The organism is Paenibacillus jamilae (assembly GCF_050482105.1).
GTDB classification, from domain to species: Bacteria; Bacillota; Bacilli; order Paenibacillales; family Paenibacillaceae; genus Paenibacillus; species Paenibacillus jamilae_B.
Genome location: NZ_JBCNHI010000023.1, coordinates 18954 through 39592 on the forward strand (window position 1 = coordinate 18954; position 20639 = coordinate 39592).

Annotated in this window: 21 protein-coding genes; 6 read left to right on the forward strand and 15 right to left on the reverse strand. The window is 45.4% G+C overall.

The genetic code is table 11. The annotated features are described in order from the left end of the window. Positions 1 to 131 precede the first annotated feature (131 nt). Positions 132 to 851: a pirin family protein gene (locus tag ABEW32_RS22900; protein WP_430192112.1), complete on the reverse strand. Its 720-nt coding sequence runs from the start codon at positions 849 to 851 to the stop codon at positions 132 to 134. 231 nt (positions 852 to 1082) lie between these two features. On the opposite strand from ABEW32_RS22900, the gene ABEW32_RS22905 reads away from it, so the two are divergent. The 4 genes from ABEW32_RS22905 to ABEW32_RS22920 all read left to right on the forward strand — a co-directional run bounded on the left by ABEW32_RS22905 (position 1083) and on the right by ABEW32_RS22920 (position 3200). Continuing rightward, entirely contained in the window at positions 1083 to 1763 is a 681-nt protein-coding gene (locus ABEW32_RS22905; RefSeq protein ID WP_430192114.1) for a phosphatase PAP2 family protein, read from the forward strand. A gap of 170 nt (positions 1764 to 1933) precedes the next feature. Then, entirely contained in the window at positions 1934 to 2191 is a 258-nt protein-coding gene (locus ABEW32_RS22910) for a GlsB/YeaQ/YmgE family stress response membrane protein (RefSeq protein ID WP_016820274.1), read from the forward strand. Positions 2192 to 2232: 41 nt separating this feature from the next. Next, a complete protein-coding gene (locus tag ABEW32_RS22915; protein WP_430192116.1) occupies positions 2233 to 2634 on the forward strand; it encodes a YtxH domain-containing protein in 402 nt (133 codons plus the stop codon). Between the two features lie 95 nt (positions 2635 to 2729). Then, positions 2730 to 3200 carry a DUF5665 domain-containing protein gene (locus tag ABEW32_RS22920; protein ID WP_430192118.1) on the forward strand — a complete coding sequence of 157 codons (471 nt, stop codon included), beginning with the start codon at positions 2730 to 2732 and terminating at the stop codon, positions 3198 to 3200. Between the two features lie 116 nt (positions 3201 to 3316). Here ABEW32_RS22920 and ABEW32_RS22925 read toward each other — a convergent pair whose 3' ends face one another. From ABEW32_RS22925 to ABEW32_RS22975, 11 genes are all read right to left on the reverse strand, one after another. Then, complete coding sequence (locus ABEW32_RS22925) at positions 3317 to 4276, reverse strand: magnesium transporter CorA family protein (protein WP_430192120.1); 960 nt, start codon at positions 4274 to 4276, stop codon at positions 3317 to 3319. A gap of 119 nt (positions 4277 to 4395) precedes the next feature. Continuing rightward, the gene (locus tag ABEW32_RS22930) at positions 4396 to 5169 is read right to left on the reverse strand and encodes a sigma-70 family RNA polymerase sigma factor (protein WP_013373041.1); all 774 of its coding nucleotides are present in this window, start codon (positions 5167 to 5169) and stop codon (positions 4396 to 4398) included. Next, the gene (rsbW, locus tag ABEW32_RS22935; protein ID WP_013373042.1) at positions 5166 to 5618 is read right to left on the reverse strand and encodes an anti-sigma B factor RsbW; all 453 of its coding nucleotides are present in this window, start codon (positions 5616 to 5618) and stop codon (positions 5166 to 5168) included. The genes ABEW32_RS22930 and rsbW overlap by 4 nt, the downstream gene beginning before the upstream one ends. An 18-nt stretch (positions 5619 to 5636) precedes the next feature. Further along, positions 5637 to 5975, reverse strand: a complete 339-nt coding sequence (locus ABEW32_RS22940; protein ID WP_013373043.1) for an STAS domain-containing protein — start codon at positions 5973 to 5975, stop codon at positions 5637 to 5639. Positions 5976 to 6075: 100 nt separating this feature from the next. Next, entirely contained in the window at positions 6076 to 7746 is a 1671-nt protein-coding gene (locus ABEW32_RS22945) for a response regulator (protein WP_430192123.1), read from the reverse strand. 19 nt (positions 7747 to 7765) lie between these two features. Further along, entirely contained in the window at positions 7766 to 8635 is an 870-nt protein-coding gene (locus tag ABEW32_RS22950) for a CheR family methyltransferase (protein ID WP_430192125.1), read from the reverse strand. 80 nt (positions 8636 to 8715) lie between these two features. After that, positions 8716 to 12435 (reverse strand): response regulator, encoded by a 3720-nt coding sequence (locus tag ABEW32_RS22955; RefSeq protein WP_430192127.1) that lies wholly within the window; start codon positions 12433 to 12435, stop codon positions 8716 to 8718. Continuing rightward, positions 12419 to 13600 carry a PP2C family protein-serine/threonine phosphatase gene (locus ABEW32_RS22960; protein WP_430192129.1) on the reverse strand — a complete coding sequence of 394 codons (1182 nt, stop codon included), beginning with the start codon at positions 13598 to 13600 and terminating at the stop codon, positions 12419 to 12421. Before ABEW32_RS22960 ends, ABEW32_RS22955 begins: the two co-directional genes overlap by 17 nt. 236 nt (positions 13601 to 13836) lie before the next feature. Then, positions 13837 to 14178, reverse strand: coding sequence for a YflT domain-containing protein (locus ABEW32_RS22965; RefSeq protein WP_430192131.1), 342 nt, complete (start codon positions 14176 to 14178; stop codon positions 13837 to 13839). Positions 14179 to 14274: 96 nt separating this feature from the next. After that, positions 14275 to 14793, reverse strand: coding sequence for a hypothetical protein (locus tag ABEW32_RS22970; RefSeq protein ID WP_430192133.1), 519 nt, complete (start codon positions 14791 to 14793; stop codon positions 14275 to 14277). A 50-nt stretch (positions 14794 to 14843) separates the two neighbouring features. Then, the gene (locus ABEW32_RS22975; RefSeq protein WP_430192135.1) at positions 14844 to 15365 is read right to left on the reverse strand and encodes a DUF948 domain-containing protein; all 522 of its coding nucleotides are present in this window, start codon (positions 15363 to 15365) and stop codon (positions 14844 to 14846) included. Positions 15366 to 15626: 261 nt separating this feature from the next. On the opposite strand from ABEW32_RS22975, the gene ABEW32_RS22980 reads away from it, so the two are divergent. Continuing rightward, positions 15627 to 15794 (forward strand): DUF1328 domain-containing protein, encoded by a 168-nt coding sequence (locus tag ABEW32_RS22980; RefSeq protein ID WP_013373051.1) that lies wholly within the window; start codon positions 15627 to 15629, stop codon positions 15792 to 15794. Positions 15795 to 15921: 127 nt separating this feature from the next. Here ABEW32_RS22980 and ABEW32_RS22985 read toward each other — a convergent pair whose 3' ends face one another. Both ABEW32_RS22985 and ABEW32_RS22990 read right to left on the reverse strand, forming a co-directional pair. Next, positions 15922 to 17079 (reverse strand): C40 family peptidase, encoded by a 1158-nt coding sequence (locus ABEW32_RS22985; RefSeq protein ID WP_430192137.1) that lies wholly within the window; start codon positions 17077 to 17079, stop codon positions 15922 to 15924. A 188-nt stretch (positions 17080 to 17267) separates the two neighbouring features. After that, the gene (locus ABEW32_RS22990) at positions 17268 to 18137 is read right to left on the reverse strand and encodes a cation diffusion facilitator family transporter (protein WP_430192139.1); all 870 of its coding nucleotides are present in this window, start codon (positions 18135 to 18137) and stop codon (positions 17268 to 17270) included. 440 nt (positions 18138 to 18577) lie between these two features. Here ABEW32_RS22990 and ABEW32_RS22995 point away from each other — a divergent pair, with 440 nt between their 5' ends. Continuing rightward, positions 18578 to 18763, forward strand: coding sequence for a hypothetical protein (locus ABEW32_RS22995; RefSeq protein WP_016820288.1), 186 nt, complete (start codon positions 18578 to 18580; stop codon positions 18761 to 18763). Positions 18764 to 18944: 181 nt separating this feature from the next. Here the strand turns inward: ABEW32_RS22995 and ABEW32_RS23000 are convergent, their stop codons facing one another. After that, positions 18945 to 20573, reverse strand: coding sequence for an ABC-F family ATP-binding cassette domain-containing protein (locus tag ABEW32_RS23000; protein WP_430192141.1), 1629 nt, complete (start codon positions 20571 to 20573; stop codon positions 18945 to 18947). Positions 20574 to 20639 lie beyond the last annotated feature (66 nt).

Sequence of the window (20639 nt, forward strand, 5' to 3'; positions counted from 1 at the left end):
CATTAAGCTTTTTCACTATAAATAAAGCTCGTATCTCCTGGTCGTTTGAATAGACGCACAAGGGATACGAGCTTTATTTCTTTGATATATATACGTATGTTCATACACTTCTTCCTTTACCCATGGATGGCTCAAGGCAAATCTACTACTACCAGTTCAGATATTTCCTCATTCCCTGTAGCTAGTATCTTTAATGTACAGCTTTTTTGAATTCGCGCGGCATCACCAGGGCTTAACTGAAATTCCCCATCCTGACACGTCACTTCGACATGACCGCTAATGATATAAATGTGAGTGCGACGCTCCTCTTGCTGCGGATATTCAAGCTGCTGTCCCTTTTCCAATCTGCTCAGATACAGATTTATATCCTGTGCAATCGATAGGGCTCCCTCCACCTTTGAACCAGACACAACGGGTTGAAGTCGATTGAGGCGTTCACTGTGCTTGAATCTTTGTACCTGATAAGATGGCTGAAGGTCCGGGCGCTCGGGTAGGAACCACATTTGCAAAAAACGGACCGGTTTTTCATCCCCAGTATTTCGCTCCTCGTGTTCAATTCCAGTGCCCGCACTCATAACCTGGACCGAGCCGCTTTTCAAATCCTGCTCATGTCCCAAGCTGTCACTATGATGCAGCAGACCTTCAATTACATAGGTGACAATTTCCAAATCATGATGCGGATGTCTTTTGAACCCTTGCTGTGGTTTAAGCTCATTATCATTATGGGCTAGCATACATCCAAAATGGGCATTGCTCGGATCTTCATAATCTGCAAATGAAAAGCTAAATTCACTATGAATCCATCCTTTATTTGAGGTATGTCTCTCTGCTGATGTTACTATTTTTATCATCCTTAACACCTCCATGGATTCCAGTTCCGTAAAGCAGCCTGCTTCGTGCTTCCTATATCCACTTTCGGCCCTGGCATTGACAAACGCTGTAATACGATCCCTTTACCCCGCCGTTATATGCGTCAATCAGCCTATTGTCTCTGTCTGGTTTTGCTCTGAAGTCCATTATTCGTTAAGTTAATAGTACACAAAATGAATCTATTACAGCCATAAGGAGGCGGTTTACTACATATGCTATCCCATGAGCCTCAACGATTCCGGTTCTTGCCAAGCTATTTGCGCCACAGTCTGTCTGCATCTATTATCATGATCGCTGTCTTGCTGCTTATTGCCTATTCTGTAAGATGGATTGGCACAGCTCCTTTTCTATATTGGGATGAGCGCATTCAGAATATTGTTTTTCCAAACACAGCTGCTGCTCATTACCGACTGCTGCCCGTCGCTATATTCATTACATCGTTGGGCTCATTCCGCGTATCTTTACTCATTGCCCTCGGTATCGCAACCTTGTGCTGGGTCTATTTCCGTTCAAAAGCGTATTCCTTTGCCATCCTAAGCAGCTTTACGGCGATGTGGGTGCTAAATACGGTCATAAAAGAGCTTTTACAACGTGAACGCCCCTCACTTCAACATTTGGTTGAAGCAGGAGGTTACAGTTTCCCCAGTGGTCATGCTATGGTTTCTATGGGATTTTACGGGATGATATTTGCCATTTGGGCTATCGAACGAAAAATGAATAAGCGTACATTCTTCCTTCCATGTGTGCTTGGTGCACTGCTCATTTTCTTGATTGGCCTCAGCCGTGTATATTTAGGAGTTCATTTTCCTACCGACATTGCAGGCGGCTATATTGCAGGTATGATCTGGCTGGTATTTACCGTTCCCGTGGTCTATTGGCGAGCACGCCTGTAGTGCCTCTCCTTCATCTCCCCCCTTGTCCATAAGCACTCCATGGTGGTTTTTTGTTTCACTCAGGGTCACGACGTTTATATACGAAGTAAGCAAGGCGAAGAAATAACAAAGCTCAGTATTCATCAAAAACATTATCGTTGTGTGAACTCAGGATAAAGGAGGCGATTCTGGTGTGGGGAATTGTCCTAAGTATTGTAATGGCTATTATTATCGGATTGATTGGCGATGCACTGGCTGGTCATGAAATGCCAGGCGGCATAGCGGGCTCTATGATTGCTGGATTTGTAGGTGCTTGGCTCGGCGCTATGATCCTAGGGGATTGGGGTCCAGTCATCGGAGATTTTGCAGTCATTCCAGCCATACTTGGAACCGCATTGTTCGTGTTCTTGCTCGGACTTGTGTCCAGGCTATTAAGAAGGGCTACCTAAAATTTATATATATTTTTATTCTATAAAAGGAGTGATCTATCATGAGTAACATCGACAATCAAAATATGGCAAGCACTTCAGGTTTTGCAAAGGGTTTATTCATTGGAGGTTTGATTGGTGCTGCAGCAGCCCTGCTGTTCGCTCCAAAACCAGGCCGCGATTTGCGTAGCGATTTGTCCGAAAAAATGACGGTAGTCTCCGATAAAACTAAGGATGTCGCATCCGTGGTCAGCAGCAAAGCGACGGATTTGGCCAAAACCGTTTCCACTAAAACAGCAGATGTAGCCAAAACGGTAGCCGAGAGCAAAGATAACATCGTATCCAGCGTAACTAATGCCTCTGCGGATGTTGCTAATGAAGCGGCCAAAGCAGATAAAGAAGTTATGGATGCAACGGCTCAAGCAGCCAAGGACACTAAGAAACAATTAAATGCAAATTCCTAATAGGAGCACATTACCAATACAACCAAAATGAGCTTCAAACACTGAACAGCCAGCATGCAAGAAGCTGGCTGTTTTTAAATGATAGAAAGGCTGGGATGACAATGAACAAACCAAGCTCCTATGGAGATGATCTTGCCCGGAACAACAAAAGAACCTTTCATCCTCTACAGGCACACGATCAACCAGATGAAGTTTCATCCAAGCAGGCCTCTGCTACTCATGTTAAAAAGCATGATCATGAAAAAGATTTTGATGTGAATGAACATCCTTTTGAGCTGCGTCATGAGGTTAAGCGGCTTAACAAACGCTTGGATCAAATCGCAGATACATTGGAAAAGGCAGAATTCAAAGATATTATAGAGAACTACTCCAGCACGAAAAGAAGAATTATCAGCAATCTGACGGCTGGGATTTCACGTGGTCTTGGCCTTACGCTGGGTACAGTCGTTATACTCGCCTTACTGGCTTGGTTGCTCAGCTTCCTGGTACAGTTAAATCTTCCGGTCATCGGGGATTTCATCGCCGAATTATTAGGATATATCAAAATGAGTCAAGGTACTAAGTAATTGCCTCCCCTATCCCTATAAAAAACGATCTTTCGTAACCGTAGGTATTTTAGAAGCCTATACCGGTGACGAAGGATCGTTTTTTAGCTATACATTGTAAATGTTATAAGCAACCGCTACAATTTGTTGCGCTTGTTCGTTTTTAATAAATCTCCTGTCCACCCCTTCATCATCAGCCAGCCGTACATCCCCGCCATACTTAGCAGAGTAGCGATTATCACGAAGGTGAAGCCCCAGCCTGTTTTAATCCAAGGCAGATTTTCAAAGTTCATACCCCAAATAGCTCCCACCACAGTGGCAGGCGTAAATACAGCGGTCACAATCGTGAGCGTCTTCGTAATCTCATTGCCCCTAAATGCAGAAATGGCGTCATCAATAGAGATCAGTGTGTCGATTTCCTTTTCATAATGACGGAATAGTCCCTCCATCCGAGTGACACGGTACAATAACTGTTTAAAAAATCGATTTTCCTCCAGCTTATCCAGATAAGCTTCGCGGGAAGCCGTGACCAGCTCTGAAAAAGGAATAAACATATTGCTCCAATACAACAATTCAAAACGCGCATTCAATATAGAATCCATCAGCGTGCGTGCATTCCTTTTCTCCATGTCCTCTTCCAGTCTTCTCAGGTTGATCTCAAACTTATCCATACCCGTATGAAAATAATGAAGCACGGCTCTCGCCAATACGAACATGCCATCAGCTGCATCCTTACACTGCTCCAGCATCGTTTGTCGTTCTGCAGTATGCATAATTTCACGGGTATTTTGGTCCAGATTTAAGGTCACTAACTTCTGGTTTAGGACTAGAAAATAAAACTTGTTGCAATTGCGCTGACTGTCGATCTCCTCCTGAACGGAGTAGATCAATGATCCGCACATCAATGGCTGATTGCCATCTGGAAAGCGCACAGAAATAAAACTGGATGGAATGTCCTCTACCTTATCCAGCCACTCTGCGGCCTCTGGAATCTTCTCCTTCAAGTGCTGTATGACCGAATCCTGCCAGTCCGCAGCACAGATGTCCCACCATTCCCATCCTCCACGAAAGGCAGAAATCTGTTCAAATGCTGTCATGGATTCCATCCTTTCTTTGTTTTTTCCGCTTTATAAAAAAGGACACGCTTCCCTAATTGGAATAACGTGTCCTTACGATGGGACGTGAAATATTGTAAACCATAAATTCAGCGATCTTCTCATGAAATAGAGGAATTAGACATAATCTGCTTCAACTTCTCTGTTGCCCGCTTCTGAATACGGGAAACACTCATCTGCGATACACCCAACGTCTGCGCAATCGCACGTTGAGATTGACCATCCTGAAACGCCAGAAGAAGCACTTTCTGTTCCTGCTCTTTCAGTTGGCTTAAAGCCTGCTGAAGATCCATCCGTTTTTCCACCGTGTCAAAATCGTTAGCATCCGAGCTAATGAGCTCACCTAACGTAGCTGCACTCTCTTCCTGGGATAATGGCGAGTCCAGTGAAACATAGTGGTAGCACTCGCGACCAGCAAGCACCTCGATCGTTTCCTCAACGGTAAGATCCAGATACTCCGCGATCTCATTTACATTGGGTGAGCGTTCTAATTTGACAGTCAGCTCATCAATGGCATGTTGAACAAGCGCACCCTTTTCCTTGATACGGCGTGGAACCTGTATGTACCAAGATTTATCGCGCAAATAATTTTTCATATGTCCCAGCATACTTTTCATAGCGTACGGCTCAAATGGGATACCCAAGCTGATATCGTATTGCTGGAGCAGACGTATCAAAGCCATCTGACCGGTCTGATATAAATCCTCGTATAAGTCCGGACGGTTACGGGATATCTTCCCGGCAGCCATCTTGACCATAGGCTCATACTTGCGGATCAGCACGGTAGCAATTTCGTTATCTTTGGTTTGCTGGTACTCCCAGATTAGACCAACGGCTTCGTCCATCGACTCCGGGGGAGTTACCTTTTCATTCATACTGTTTCCTCACTTCTGGTCAGGCGCTTTACCAACACCACTTCGGTGCCTTTTCCTGTCTCATTCAAGATATGAACATCGTCCATAAGCGCCTGCATGAGATAAAAGCCTAATCCACCGATCTGCGCATCATTCAACTCCTTGTCATGCAGGGATGCGATACGGGTCGGGTCTTCCACACGTTCAAAGCTCTCCCCTTCATCTTTGACACGAATGGACAACGAAGCTTCGTCAAATTCGAATGTTACTTCCACGACTCCTCCCTCATGACCGTATGCATAAAGAACAGAGTTATTACAGGCTTCCGATACCGCCACTTTCATGTCTTCAATATCCTCATAAGAGAATCCCATTTTCGCAGCAATACCGTATAAATTTAACCTTACAATATCAACAAAGTCAGCTGTGGCCGGCAAATTAAGAACTACTTTTTGAATTTGAGCATTCATTTCTTTTTCTTTCCTTTCCTATTGGGAATTCTCCTGGGGGGCAAAGAATTTGGCAATACCGGTCATATCAAACAGCTTCTGAATCTGAGGCGGTACCTCTTGAACTGTAAACCGGGACTCCATCCCATGCCTTGCTTTTAAAATGGATAACAAAATACCAATGCCTGTGCTGTCAATGTATTTAAGGTCTCTCAAGTTCACAATCAAATCCTGGCTGGATTCCCCCACTAAAGGCTCCATGACCAGACGGAAATCAGGTGCTACCGAAAGATCCAATTCTCCACTCAGATACACGGTATTTACACCATCTGCTGTTTCTGTGATCGCATTGAACTTCTCATTTTTATTTGTATTCATAGGCCTACTCTCCCAAAAAAAGATTTCCCTACATACTAACCCAATATACGACCGTTTGAATCACGTTATATCTTTTTATCCACCTGTTAAATAACACCAGCTAAGCTTCATTGATTCGATCTTTACCTGGCTGCATTGGAAAATGGTCCGGAGAATGCCGAAGCAACACTTGTTTTACACTGCTGATTTTAACGGGCTTGCTAATATAATCATTCATCCCAGCTTCAATACATCGGGGCTGAATTCCCTCCATGACGTTAGCCGTCATAGCGATAATGGCAGGTTGAGATCTTCCCGCCAATTGTTCACGTACTCTACCTGTACACTCCAGACCGTCCATTACAGGCATCTGCAAGTCCATAAAGATATAGTCGTAATCTTGATTTGCAATGACCATATCAAGCGCCTGCTGTCCATCTGCGGCCACGTCTGAAGCCAAACCAAGCTTATCCAGTATATTCACCATCAGCTTCTGATTGATGGGATGGTCATCCACGACTAGTACAGGTTTATGGGTGGGGGGCTCCTGAGATGGAATTTCCCAATCGTGACTGGACTCCCCCTCCAGTTCATTTTCCTTAGCAAAGCCAAGCTTCATTGTAAAATGAAATGTCACACCCTGTTCTGCACTCGTATCCACGCGGATATCTCCGCCCATCATATTCACCAAGGTTTTGCAAATAGCGAGTCCCAGACCCGTTCCGCCATATTTGCGTGTCATTGAAGAATCCAGCTGGGAAAAAGGGTGAAATAGCTTTCCAACCTTGGCAGGATCAATACCAATCCCTGTATCCTTTACAGAAAACTCAACCGTGAGCCCATTGTCGCTACGCTCTTTTACAGATGCAAAGACATATACCCCGCCTTGGTCTGTAAATTTGACAGCATTGGAAACCAAGTTAATCAGTACTTGGCGCAACCTTCCCATATCTCCATATAACACGGGAGGCATCTGTTCATCGAGAAAATAAACCAGCTCCAAATTTTTGCGGTTCACCTCTACCGTAAACAGGCTGAAAACTTCCTTGATACAGGAAACCAAATCAAATGGATATTCCTCAACCTCCATCTTGCCTGACTCCAGCTTGGTAAAGTCCAGAATATCATTAATGACCGCGACCAGCGCGTCTGCACTGCGGCGGATGATATCGGCATATTCCTGTTGATCATTTTGCAGCTCTGTCTCCATCAGTAGATCAATCATGCCAATAACACCGTTCATAGGCGTGCGAATTTCATGGCTCATCATTGCCAAAAATTCAGTTTTGGCATTGGCGGCAATCTCTGCCGCCTCCTTGGCAGCAATCAGTTCGCTGTTCATCTTTTCCAGCTCCTGCGTCTTCTGGTGAAGCAGCATGGACTGAGTTTTCAAGCGCTTGTTTGTCAGATACATCTGTACAAAGCCTTCAATTTTGGACTTGAGAATTTGAGGAATGAACGGCTTCACCATATAATCAATACCGCCCGCTGAATATCCCGCAAACAAATGCTCCGCTTCCTTGCTGTTAGCTGAAATAAAGATAATCGGAATATCCTTTGTCTTCTCTCTGGCCTTGATTAGCTTTGCAGTCTCAATTCCATCCATACCCGGCATTTGCACATCAAGGACAACGAGCGCAAATTCATCTTTTAATAGACATCGCAACGCTTCTTCCCCAGATGTGGCCTTTACCAGATTATATTGTTCACTCTCCAGCACTGCCTCAAGAGCGAGCAGGTTCTCAGGTCTATCATCTACCAGCAATATATGAATCGGTTCATGAAGCCCCATGGAATCCTCCTAAGCATCTCTATTTAATCTTCCGGTATATTTTCTCTACCCGGTCCAGCGGCTCGTAGGAATCACTATAATCGGTAAAATGTATGGATTCCTTGGCCCCAAGCACCAACACACCAAAATGACTCAAGCTATCATAAAACAACCCATGTACGTGGTTGCGAAGTTCATCGTTAAAATAAATCATAACATTCCGGCAAAAAATAACATTGAACTCGTTAAAGGACCGGTCTGTCGCTAAATTGTGCTCAGCAAAAATAATATTTTTTCGTAAAAAGGGATGAAACATTACCGAATCATACTTGGCTGTATAATATTCAGAGAACGATTGCGTGCCCCCCGATTCCAAATAATTTTTGGTATACAGCTTCATTCGGTCAATCCCATAAACGCCTTCCTTCGCTTGCTGTAAAGACAGGTTATTCATATCCGTCGCATAAATACGGGCCTTGTCATATAAGCCTTCCTCATGCAGCAAGATTGCCATAGAGTATACTTCCTCACCTGTGGAGCAACCTGCATGCCATATTCGGATATACGGATACGTTCGTAAAATAGGAATAATTTTTCGCCTAAAATTTAGAAACAGATCCGGGTCGCGAAACATCTCGGTCACCGGAATAGAAAGACTCTGTACCAGTCTATCGAAGGCGCTGCGATCATGCAGCACCTTCTCCTGAAGTCCTGATATTGTGCCTACATTTTCGGACTGCGCATGATAATAAATACGCCGCTTGATCGATGGCAGAGCGTAGTTGCGAAAATCGTAGCCGTACAGCCGATGTATACCTTCCAGCAACAGCTCAATCTCAATCATTTCCCGCTCATTGTCATTCGATTTCACTTCATTAGCAGCATTATCCGCCATATCCTTCGATGTCATAATCTCTCTCCAATTCCTAAATAGGTTTTGCCTGTACCGCTCTCAATCATGTGTCGTTTTATATTACCCATTTTTTTGGATTACGAATACAACCACACCCGCATTAATGATAAAAGTTGTTCGGTTTGAATCGGTTTTTTTACATAATCGGAAGCGCCTGCCTCAATACACTTGGAACGATCATCCTTCATCGCCTTGGCTGTCAGAGCAATAATAGGCAACTTCTCGAACTGTGGCATTAACCGGATACGTCGCATCGCCTCATATCCATCCATTTCCGGCATCATCATATCCATCAGCACCAGATCAAAATCCGGCGTCTGTTCAAGCAGTTCCAATGCTTCCCTTCCATTTTCCGCAAAGGTAACTTCCATACGATAGCTTTCCAGCACACTGGACAGTGCAAAGACGTTACGAATATCATCGTCTACCAACAATATTTTTTTGCCTTCAAACAGCTCTTCCTTGTTATAAAGTTTCTGCAAAATTTTACGTTTGTCCTCAGGAAGATTTGCCTCCACCCGATGCAGGAACAATGTAGTCTCATCCAAAAGTCGTTCAGGTGATTTGACATCCTTAATAATAATCGACTCTGCATATTTTCGAAGTTGTGTTTCTTCCTTACTATCCAGATCTTTGCCTGTATAAATAATGATCGGCAGATCGGTGAGCTGCTCATTTTCCCGAATGCGATCCAGCAACTCAAAGCCTGTCATGTCGCTCAGCATTAGGTCCAGTACCATGCAGTCATAACGCTGGGTAGCCAGCTCCTTCAGTGCTTCTTTACCTGTCGATACCGCCGTAATGGCCACATCATCATGGTCGATGAGCTCAATAATGGACTTGCGCTGATTATCATCATCCTCCACCACAAGGAGGCGTTTTACCATTTGGTCCGTATACGATTTTATATGTGAAAATGCCTTATCCAGGCTCTCCTTCGAGGAAGGCTTTTTGAGATAGGCAATCGCGCCCATCATCAAGCCCTGCTTGACATCATCTATGACCGAAATAACATGTACCGGGATATGTCGTGTCGATGAATTTCCTTTTAGCTCGCCCAAAATGGACCAGCCATCCATCACAGGTAACTGAATATCTAATATAATAGCGTCCGGCAAATAAGAATGAGCCATGTTCAGCCCATCGTCTCCTTTGAGAGCGATCAGTGCCTTAAAGCCCCGACTGCGGGCCATGTCGTACAAAATATTAGCAAAATTAATATCATCCTCTATAATCAGCAGCACTTTATCCTGCGGGGTAATCTCATTTCGATCATCACCCGGATGTATAATATCCTCCGCTCGACTCTTCACAGGCATCTGATACAGCGGTAAGCGTTCAGCAGGCATAATCATTGGCATATCTGCTTCAGCCGAAGCAGCGGCATCCTCAAAATCCGAATGCACATCTGCATTGTTAAGCGCCTCGCTCGAATGAGAATCCATATCCTTAGCGGTAGGCGTTTGCTCCGGCAAATACAGTGTGAAGCAGCTGCCCTGTCCCTGCTCGGATTCCACCGTAATAGCCCCGCCCAACAATTTGGAAAGCTCACGACTAATTGACAGCCCCAGCCCTGTTCCTCCATATTTTCGGCTAGTCGTACCGTCTACCTGCTGGAAGGCTTCAAAGATCAGATCTGTTTTATCTGAAGCAATCCCGATGCCCGTATCACGCACAGATAGAGCCAGATAGGATTTTCGTGGGTTTAGCATTCCCGGGAGCTGCTCTCCGTTTGCCCGAGATACTTTGAATCGAATAGAACCTTCCGTGGTGAACTTGAATGCATTGGACAGCAAATTACGTAAAATTTGTTTGAGACGATAACCGTCACTAATAATAGCATCTGGCAAATTCTCTTCGATTTCGGTATGCAAATCAAGCTCACGTTTGGCTGCAACCGGAGCAAAATTCTGCTCTACAAATAGCTCCAGCTCCTTCAAATGAATCGTTTCATGGTTAATATCCATTTTTCCAGCATCGACTTTGGATAAATCCAGAATTTCATCAATCATTTTTAACAAATCCGCGCCTGACATATAAATGGTTTGTGCATATTCCACCTGTTTCGGCTTAAGATTGCCTTCCTTGTTCTCAGACAGCAGCTGAGAAAGAATGAGCAAGCTATTTAGCGGAGTACGCAATTCATGCGACATATTGGCCAAAAACTCGGATTTGTATTTGCTTGTGATCCCCAGCTGCATCGCCTGCTGTTCCAACTGGGCACGCGCACGTTCGATTTCATCGTTCTTTTCTTCCACTTCTCGAACCTGTTCTTCCAGTGCTCTCGTTTTGGCAATCAGTTCGGTATTAAAGTGCTCCAATTCTTCCTGTTGACGCTGTAATAATTCCTCGGAACGCTTAAGTTCCTCTGTTTGCTCCTCCAAATTCTCATTGGAACGCTTGAGTTCTTCTTGCTGAGTTTGTAGCTCTTCAGACTGACATTGCAATTCCTCGGTAAGTGCCTGCGATTCGCGCAACAGCTGCTCAACCCGCATCCGTCCCTTGATATTGTTCAAAATGATCCCCAAGCTCTCCACTAACTGTGCAAACAGCTTCGTTTCCAGCTCAGTGAAGCGATCCAGTGACGCTATTTCTATAGCACCAATGCATTCATCCTCGAACATAATAGGAAAAATCATAATTCCCACCGGCTTACTTTCTCCTAGAGCGGAGCCAATGGACAAGTACCCTTCAGGCGCCTCTGTAATCAAGATCGGCTTACGATCCAGGACACACTGCCCAAGCAAACCTTCGCCCACTTGGATAACGTCTCTGATCGAGCCTTCGCCAGTCACCTTGGCGTAGGAGCCATACAACCTAAATCGGTGGTCATCTACGTCTTTCCCTTGCAGATAAATGGCTCCGTAGCTGCCTCCCAGAATAGGCGTAAATTCACTAATGAACATTTGAGCCACCTGCTCCAGTGAATTCACACCGCGAAACAGCTCAGTCACCCGCGCAGTATTGGCATTAAGCCAAGTTTGGTCCTTCTGCGTTTGAAGGACGGAATGCTCGAATTTCCTTTTTTCATCCAGGTCTCCAGCCATTTGTTGAAATACACGAGCAACCTCTCCAATTTCATCTTTGGAGGCCACACTCATCCGGCTGATAGCCCTGTACTTCCCTTTGCCAAACCCACTCATCATGAGGTTAACGGTATTTAGACCTTTGGCAATGCTCGGGAGCACCCACAAAATAACCAGTAAGCCCATGATCAGACCAGCAGCCATCAGGATTGTGGTAATCTGTACAGATTCCTCATACGCCCGATTGGCTTGCTTCATATCGTTATCAATCTCCCGGTCCTGAAAAACGGCAAGGGTATTAATACTGTCCATCGCCTCCTCTTGAGCAGGCAGACCTGTACTATTACGGAAAGCATTAGCCTCCTCAATACGGTCTTGCCCCAATAAGGAAACGAGTCTCTCTTCGTAGTTTATGAAGTCTTTCCATGCAGCAGCCACCCGATCAATCTGCTGTTGCTCTTCACTGGTGCCGGAATCTGTCTGCAGACTAGCCAGCACTTTCGTTCCAGTAGCGGAAATATCATCGAGCTCGCGTTTGGCCTCGCTGACAGAGGAACCGGGATTCAAGATCAGATTGGCCATCACTTTGGCCATATCGTTCACCTGTCCGCGTATAGCCGTTGTTTTCCGGACCTTCACATATCGTTCTTGGTACACCTGATTTAGCTGTTCATTCAGGCTCCCCATCCGGTCATAGCTGATTAGCGTCAGCACAAGGAGGATCGCCATAAGCGATCCAAAGCCAATCAGCAGTTTATTTCTGATTTTCATGCAAGCTCTCTCCCTCTTTCAATGAAATCCAGATCAGGCACTTATCATCATCGCGATCCTGCGGCCCCTCGTTATGAAAAAACGCATCCAGCATCGCTTCTTCATTCCATTCCTCATACTTGCGCAGACAGGCAGTCAGATACTCCAATTGTTCCTCATATTCACCTTCTACCGTCTCCAGCAAGCCATCTGTATACAAAGCGATATGCCCAGTTCCTTCGTAATAAATCGTGTGCATCTCTGCATCAATTTTATCAAACAATCCGACCGGGCTACACGCACGGTCTAATTTGGTTATGCTACCGTCCTGATTGAACAGCAAGCCGGGAGGATGCCCTGCATTTACATAGTCAATTCGCCGTGAACGAGTATCAATCACCATATAAATCGCCGTAAAATAATACTGTACCAGCTGCTTACCCAGGTCCAGTTGATTAAAACGACGATTCAGCTCTTGTATGACCTTCTCCGGCTCCACATACGTGGTCACCGTATCCTTGAGTACAGACGCGATGAACATGCAAAACAGAGAAGAAGAAATGCCATGGCCCATCATATCGAGCAAAATGATGGCATATCTCCCTTCTCCCAGCGGATACCATGAATATAAATCTCCCGCCAGTTCAAAGGAAGGCTGGTACAGTGCATTCGCTTGTAGCATTGGGTCCTGAATGGCAGGACTAAGCACCGCCTGCTGCACCATCGCAGCCAGCTTCAATTCATCCTGAATACGCTGATCCCGATCCTTATGCCAGTCCTTTTCCTGCTTGAGACGCAAGGCAGATCGAATTCGAGCCATTAGCTCAACCTTGTTGATCGGCTTTGTAACATAATCGACGGCCCCCACATCCAGAGCTTCGGCCAATTTTTTAGAATCCCCTACAGCGGTGACCATAATAATCGGAATATCTTTTAGATGCTCATATTCCTGCACAATACTACAAGCCTCAATGCCGTCCATCTCAGGCATCATCATATCCAGCAGCACCAAATCAATATCCGAAGGACGGGGCCTGAGACTAATGGTACGGTCCCCGATTCCCAAATGCTCCAGCATTTCTGCGGCCGAGCTGGCAGAGATCACATCGCGATAATTTTCTTTTTTCAGTATTTCACGAATAATAATGACATTCGTTGGATTATCGTCAACAATTAGAATTCTCATTGCTCTCTCCTTATCTGTAACCCATGTATTATACTATACCTGCTTAGGGGGCAACACCCTGGTTGATTAGAAATAGCGTTTCCGTAAGCAGGCATTCCAAAAACATAGATAAGGAATGAGGCTGGAGCCCCATTCCTTATCTATGTTTTTGGAGGACCCGCGAAACACTTGTGTGCGGCCAACATCCTCTTTTTCAAATCCAAGCCTGTTTTGATTCATATGATGAACTGGCAATATCACGCTTTTCTCGCAATCACCAGCACTTTACCCTGATCCAATTCTTTCTCATAAAAATCTGCTTCCGTATCTGTAAAACCCAAGGAAGTAATTTTGGCACGAAGCTCATCGCCCCGGGAACGGAACAAATTCGCTAAGGAGTCGAAGACGCCTTCTTCCTTAATCCCGATTTCCTTGGCTGCTACCGTATCGGCGATACGATCCGTCCGATCCTGATCATGAGCGAGCACGAACACATCCTCATAACGATAGCCCGTGTTACGCAACTCATTCACAGCTTCAACAGCTTGTACACCGTTCTCTACCACCTTGGCATAAGATTTATGATTGGTCTGATTCATGTTTCTCACGCTCCTTTAAGGATTGACTTCTCTGACTATTACACTTCATGCATCCATTTGAAACTTCCATATGATGTCACGGCTCGAAAAAATCAATCACCACTCTGTTTCATCAAAAAACTCAACATACTTTGGCTTGTCAGACGTCTTATCTGTAAACACTTTGATCGCACGCTGTCCACGCACATACACTTCTCCGTCTTCTGCCGTAAATTGTGAGCCTCCCAGCGCCTGATCCAGCGTTTTCCGTTGCAGCGGCAGCCACTTATCGTTCACCTTGATTCTACCAGCAGCCGGATCTACATGCACATAAGAAACAACGTCTTCACGCATACCTACGGTGACATCTGGATATTCGTATTCTGTAGAAAGCAGCAGCATGTCCTTCTTGACTCGAAGTGGCTTACCCAGTTTTTTCAATACATCTGCACGTGTATCATCCAGAGATATGCCATTTAAGGTTTGAAAATCAGCTGGTACAGCATGTGGAGCTGTTATCGTTTGAACAGCCCTTACCATATGCCCCGCTGTCTGCGGGGAAACGGTTTGCTGAACCGTATCCTGTCCGGAAAAGGGAGTGAGCAAACCAGCGGTTAGTAATAGTGTCTTCATCATAATTCTCACCCTTTCAATGAATTTCCTATAGTTTACGGTTCAGCGCTATACTACTGACGCATTTTCTGCCACACCCCAGCAGCGATATCTACATAGCCCAGCCAGTTTTTAGCCGGCTTGCCCGCAGGTTCCCCATAAGTGGCGTTGTAGCTCTGAACCGTCCGCTCTGTTGCAGTCAAAGGTCTGTTCGATGCCGTTGACCTGATCGCCTTCTCCGTTCTGGAGGTGCTGCTCGCAGTGCTACGTGGCTTCTGCAGGCGTGTCATTAACGCTGTTGAAGCCTGCTTGGCGGCCAGTGTCACTTCGCTGAGTACCTCCCCCAGGTTTTTAACCGACTCCATCACAGGTTCCACTTGCTTCAATTTATGATCAACGTCTGCGGTGATGTCATTTGCATGTCGAACCGTTTGTTTTACTTCATAACTTAGTTCATCGACTGTCTTTTGTACTTCCTGCAAGGTTTGAGTTACCTTATCTAGAGAACCTTGAGCTGCTTTCAATGTCTTAATAAGGTAAATAACGAGAACGGCAAATGCGATAGCAATAATAAAAATGCTGACCTGTGTTAACATAGCGTAACCTCTCTTTCGTCTTTCACGATGATGTTTATGATTACTGCATAGTTACCCTCTACATTCGGACACGAAACAACGTCCAGACTGGTATCTTCTTGTGCTCCAAAGGTTATGATTCACGGGCCCTCGCACCGTTTAAAACAACGTATAATGATGGCACAGCCACACTTAATCTGTAGAAGTCACCGTCATCTGCTACCACGCTCTATCGGGGCGCGAGTATGCCACATTATATACAATCAAAGGAGGATACAGAACATGCTGAAATGGTCGGCTTTATTCTTAGTTTTTGCTGTGATCGCCGGGATTTTAGGTTTTTTTGGTATCGTCGTCTCCGTAGCAGCTACAATAGCCAAAATGTTATTTGTGCTATTTTTGGTCTTATTCGTTATTTCTCTCTTTACCGGACGAAAACGAGCTTCGTAGCACTCGATGATAGCTACACGCAAAAGTGATATGTATCATATGCTTATCAAAAAAGGATGTTCCCACCCTGGTTAAAGGGCTGTGGAACATCCTTTTTTGATGCAACTTTTAACAGTGAACGACGTTTTTATTGGATCACGCTGCCCCCAAACAGGAAACGGTCCTGCCAAGGCTTGCTGAAATCCGTAACTTTAACACCGCCAGCTGCTACAGAAAACGTATGGAGAAGCTTGTTGTCTCCCAAGTATACAGCGACATGAGTAATCGTTTGGGAGGAATTGTCCAAGGACGTGTACGCCCCGGAAGATGCATTATAATTTGTAAAAAAGAGCAGATCGCCACGCTTCAGTGTAGTCATATCCGTTTTCGGCTGACTGTTTTGCTTGATCCACTCCCCCTGTGAACGAGAATCTGCCGGAAGCTGGATACCTACAGCCTGACGGAAGATTTGGCGAGTAAATGCCGAGCAATCAAAAGTAGCCGTACTGTTGCGATCAGAACCATATTCATAAGGTGTCCCAAGATAAGTCATGCCTGTGTCAATAACCTGTTCGATTGAAGCCGCTGCATCGCCGGAAAGCAAGCTAACCGTCGATACAGGAGACGCAACCGCAGGTAAAGCAGTAGGATCTGAAGCAGGTGCAGCCGAAGAAGCCACAGGCTGCTGCACAACAACGCCCTCACCAATACGAATATATTGTGGAGATGAGCTGACATAACCTACTGTACCATCAGCAGTAGTGACCTTGAACCAATAAGCGTTACTAGGATCGGTAATCGTAACGACATCCCCTGTATTCATATAGCCCAGAACATCGGAAGAAGTGGATGCCTCCGCCCGCAAACGAACGGACGTTTGAATCGTAGCTTTCGTTTGACCGGCAGAACTATTCACTGAAGCCGAAGCCTCTTTAGTTGAAACATTTTTAGCTGGCTCAGCAGCTTCCGTTTTACGGCTGACGGACGGGGTGGCAGCAGCAGCGACGCTGGTAGCGCCAACTTTTATGTACTTGTCAGAGCTGCTTGTATAGCCGGTTACTCCATCAGAAGTCTTGATCTTATACCAATAGCTGTTCGTTTTCTCCAATACCGTTACGGCCTCTCCCTGCTTCATAAAGCTGACTACATCGCCCGTAGTTGAAGGATCAGATCTAAGCTTTACAGCCGCCTGAATAACCGCCTTCTGTCCTGTCGATGCCGCTGCGTCAACCTGACCTGGCGCCACATGAATTGCTGTCAACAGCGCGGCTGACGTCATGAGCATTCCCATCACGCGTCTTCTCAATGTTGCACCTCCTGGCTGTTTTTACGAATTTGAAGAGCTCAATTCCGACGAATATAGCCGGACATGCCTTCATTATAGTAAAAGCAGCAGGAAGAGAGATATAATCCAAACGTCACAAAAGATAGCGTGTACACCTTTTTTTATATAGGTCTAAAGTCACTTTTTATACTAATTATTTAATAATTAATCTATAATTTAGGTTCTACATGGACATGAACATGCATTGTATTATGAACCTCTTGTAGACGTTCCTCGATCCGGTCGCTAATCCGATGCCCTTCGATCAGACTGAGCTGCGGATTCACCTCAATGACCACATCCACCAACGCATGGTTACCGTGTACCCGTGCCTTAACGTCACGAATTCCCTCTACTCCAGGTATAAGAGCAATCGTACTCCGTAAGTCGGACAGTTCTTGCTCATCAAATCCATCAGTCAGGCTATGTGTGGAATCCCTAAAAATCTCCCACGCTGTTTTACAAATGATGAATCCTACCACAATCGCCGCTACAGTATCTAACCACGGCAGCCCGAACTGTGCGCCGATAATGCCCACTGCTGCTCCAACACTGACGAGTGCATCTGATAAATTATCCTTGGCCGCAGCCAGCAACGCCTTGTTGTTGATTTGCCGAGCCAGCCTGTTATTGTACAGGTACACCCCGAACATAATTACTGCACAAATTACAGCCACCCCCGCCGAGGTAATATCCGGTGTTTGCTTGCCTCCCTTAAAAATGCTTACGACTCCGTCAATCAGCACCTGCAAACCAACAGCAGCCATAATAAAGGACGCCAGCAGCGCCGCGATCGTTTCGGCTCGAAAATGTCCATAGGCATGGTCGGAATCTGGCGGTTTTTGCGAAATTCTCAAACCAATTAATACAGCAACCGACACCACAATATCGGTGACGTTGTTGAATCCATCGGCCAGCAACGCGCTAGAGGCAAATAAATATCCGCTAATCAGCTTAAAGACGGACAGTAAAAGATAAGCAGCAATGCTCACCCACGCCCCTCGCTCACCTTTTCGTATTTCATCATAGACATTTACCACAGCAAAGGACACTCCTTCAAATATAATGTTCGCAGCATAAAGATCTGCTTAAAAATAAAAATAGCAGCTTAGCTGCCTTTACACTCCCCTTCCAACCAGCAGCACAGCTGCCCTAAATAAATAACAACTTTTTCTGTGGTTAACTGTTATTTTCAGGATAACAGACGAACTTTGTGTGGGTCTAGAGAAACAGTCTTTCCGCTATACATCGCTGTAGGAACCATGAAAAAGTATTGCCAGGCCCCATTCCTGTAGGTTACACAAAACTTTTTTTCCTTCATGCAAAAACAAATCTTTCTCCCCTACCCCACCCCTGTGGTGTGTTATCATTGTTGCCCTTGTCCCTTCTTTTAAAAACGTATAAAATGAGGACACAGCCGCGTTTTTCTTCAATCCAGCATGATTGACATGAATCTGGCGGCAACAGGAGGAATTTATACATGAGCGATGCTAAGGAACCACGTAAAATTAATCTCGCAGATGCCATTCGCGAAAAGCTGGCACAAAAAAAACAGCAGTCCGGTGCTTCACAGCAGGGCGGCTTTCAAGGCGGTTCCACCAAAACACTGAAAAGCCAAAATACGAAGAAGCCGAACAACCAACGCCGTCGTACAGGCGGATCATAAGCAAGCCCACAGGCTATATAGGGTACCGAGATCAGGCGGGATCTATCTTACCTCACTATCGGAACCGAGTAAGCTAAGGGTCGTGGCACAAAACGAAAAAAAGAGGAGCCTCCCGGCCATACCAATGGCCTGATGGAGCTCCTCTTTCGTTTATCTATTTGCTGAAATTTGCGGTTCGGATTTAGCCGATTTCTACCGGATACATGCGTTCACGCAATTTAGCGATTTCTTCATTTTCCAGGTATTCATCATAGCTCATCGTACGATCGATTACGCCGTTTGGTGTAATTTCCACGATACGGTTTGCGATGGTTTGAATGAACTGATGGTCATGAGAAGTGAACAAAATAGTTCCGTCAAAGTCGATCAGACCATTGTTCAGCGCTGTGATGGACTCCAAGTCCAAGTGGTTGGTCGGTTCTTCCAGAAGCAGTACGTTAGCACCGTTCAGCATCATTTTCGCCAGCATACAGCGAACCTTTTCTCCCCCGGATAGCACACTTGCTTTCTTAAGCGCTTCTTCGCCTGAGAAAAGCATACGTCCCAAGAAGCCGCGCAGGAACGTTTCATCCTGATCCTTGGAATATTGACGCAACCAGTCTACCAGATTCAGATCCACTCCTTCAAAATAAGTGGAGTTATCTTTCGGGAAATACGCCTGGCTCGTTGTAATCCCCCAGGAAAATTCACCATTATCCGCTTCCAGTTCGTTCATCAAAATCTGGAAGAGCGTCGTTTTAGGCAGACCGTTCGGACCTACAAACGCAATTTTATCGCCTTTGTTCACGACCAGACTGAACTCGTTCAGTACTTGCTCGCCTTCCACGGTTTTGCTGAGGCTATCTACAGTCAGCAATTGTTTGCCCGCTTCACGCTCAGGCTTGAAGTTAATGAACGGATATTTACGGTTCGATGGACGGATGTCGTCCAGCGTAATTTTGTCCAGTTGCTTTTTACGCGAGGTCGCCTGTTTGGACTTGGAAGCATTCGCAGAAAAGCGTTGAATAAAGGCTTGCAGTTCCTTGATTTTTTCTTCCTTCTTCTTGTTCGCATCGCGAGCCAGTGTAAGCGCAAGCTGGCTGGACTCGTACCAGAAGTCATAGTTACCGACATACATTTGGATTTTACCAAAATCGATATCCGCAATATGCGTACATACCTTGTTCAGGAAGTGACGATCATGGGATACAACGATGACGGTGCCTTCATAGTCCATCAAGAAATTCTCCAGCCACTGAATGGATTCGAGATCCAAATGGTTGGTAGGCTCATCGAGCAGCAAATTGTTCGGACGACCAAACAACGCTTGTGCCAACAGAACGCGCACTTTGTCGTTACCGCTCATTTCAGCCATTTTTTTGTCATGCAGATCACGTGGAATACCGAGACCGATCAGCAATGCAGCCGCATCCGGCTCAGCATCCCAACCGTTCAGCTCTGCAAATTCACCTTCCAGTTCACCAGCACGCAAACCGTCTGCTTCGGAAAACTCCGCTTTGGCATACAGCGCATCCTTTTCCTTCATGATTTCATACAGACGTGTATGACCCATAATAACGGTTTCCAGAACTGGGAATTCATCGTATTCATAATGGTTCTGCTTGAGGACAGCCATCCGTTCACCCGGTGTCATGTGAACCTCGCCTGAATTGGCTTCGATTTCACCCGAAAGAATTTTCAAGAAGGTGGATTTACCCGCGCCATTCGCCCCAATCAGGCCGTAGCAGTTCCCAGGAGTAAATTTGATATTTACGTCTTCAAAAAGTGGGCGTTTACCATAACGAAGCGTTACGCCGCTTGTACTGATCATATAAGCATACCATCCTTATCATTAGTAAAGTGCTAAACACAAAATTACCGACGGCAATAGTATAAC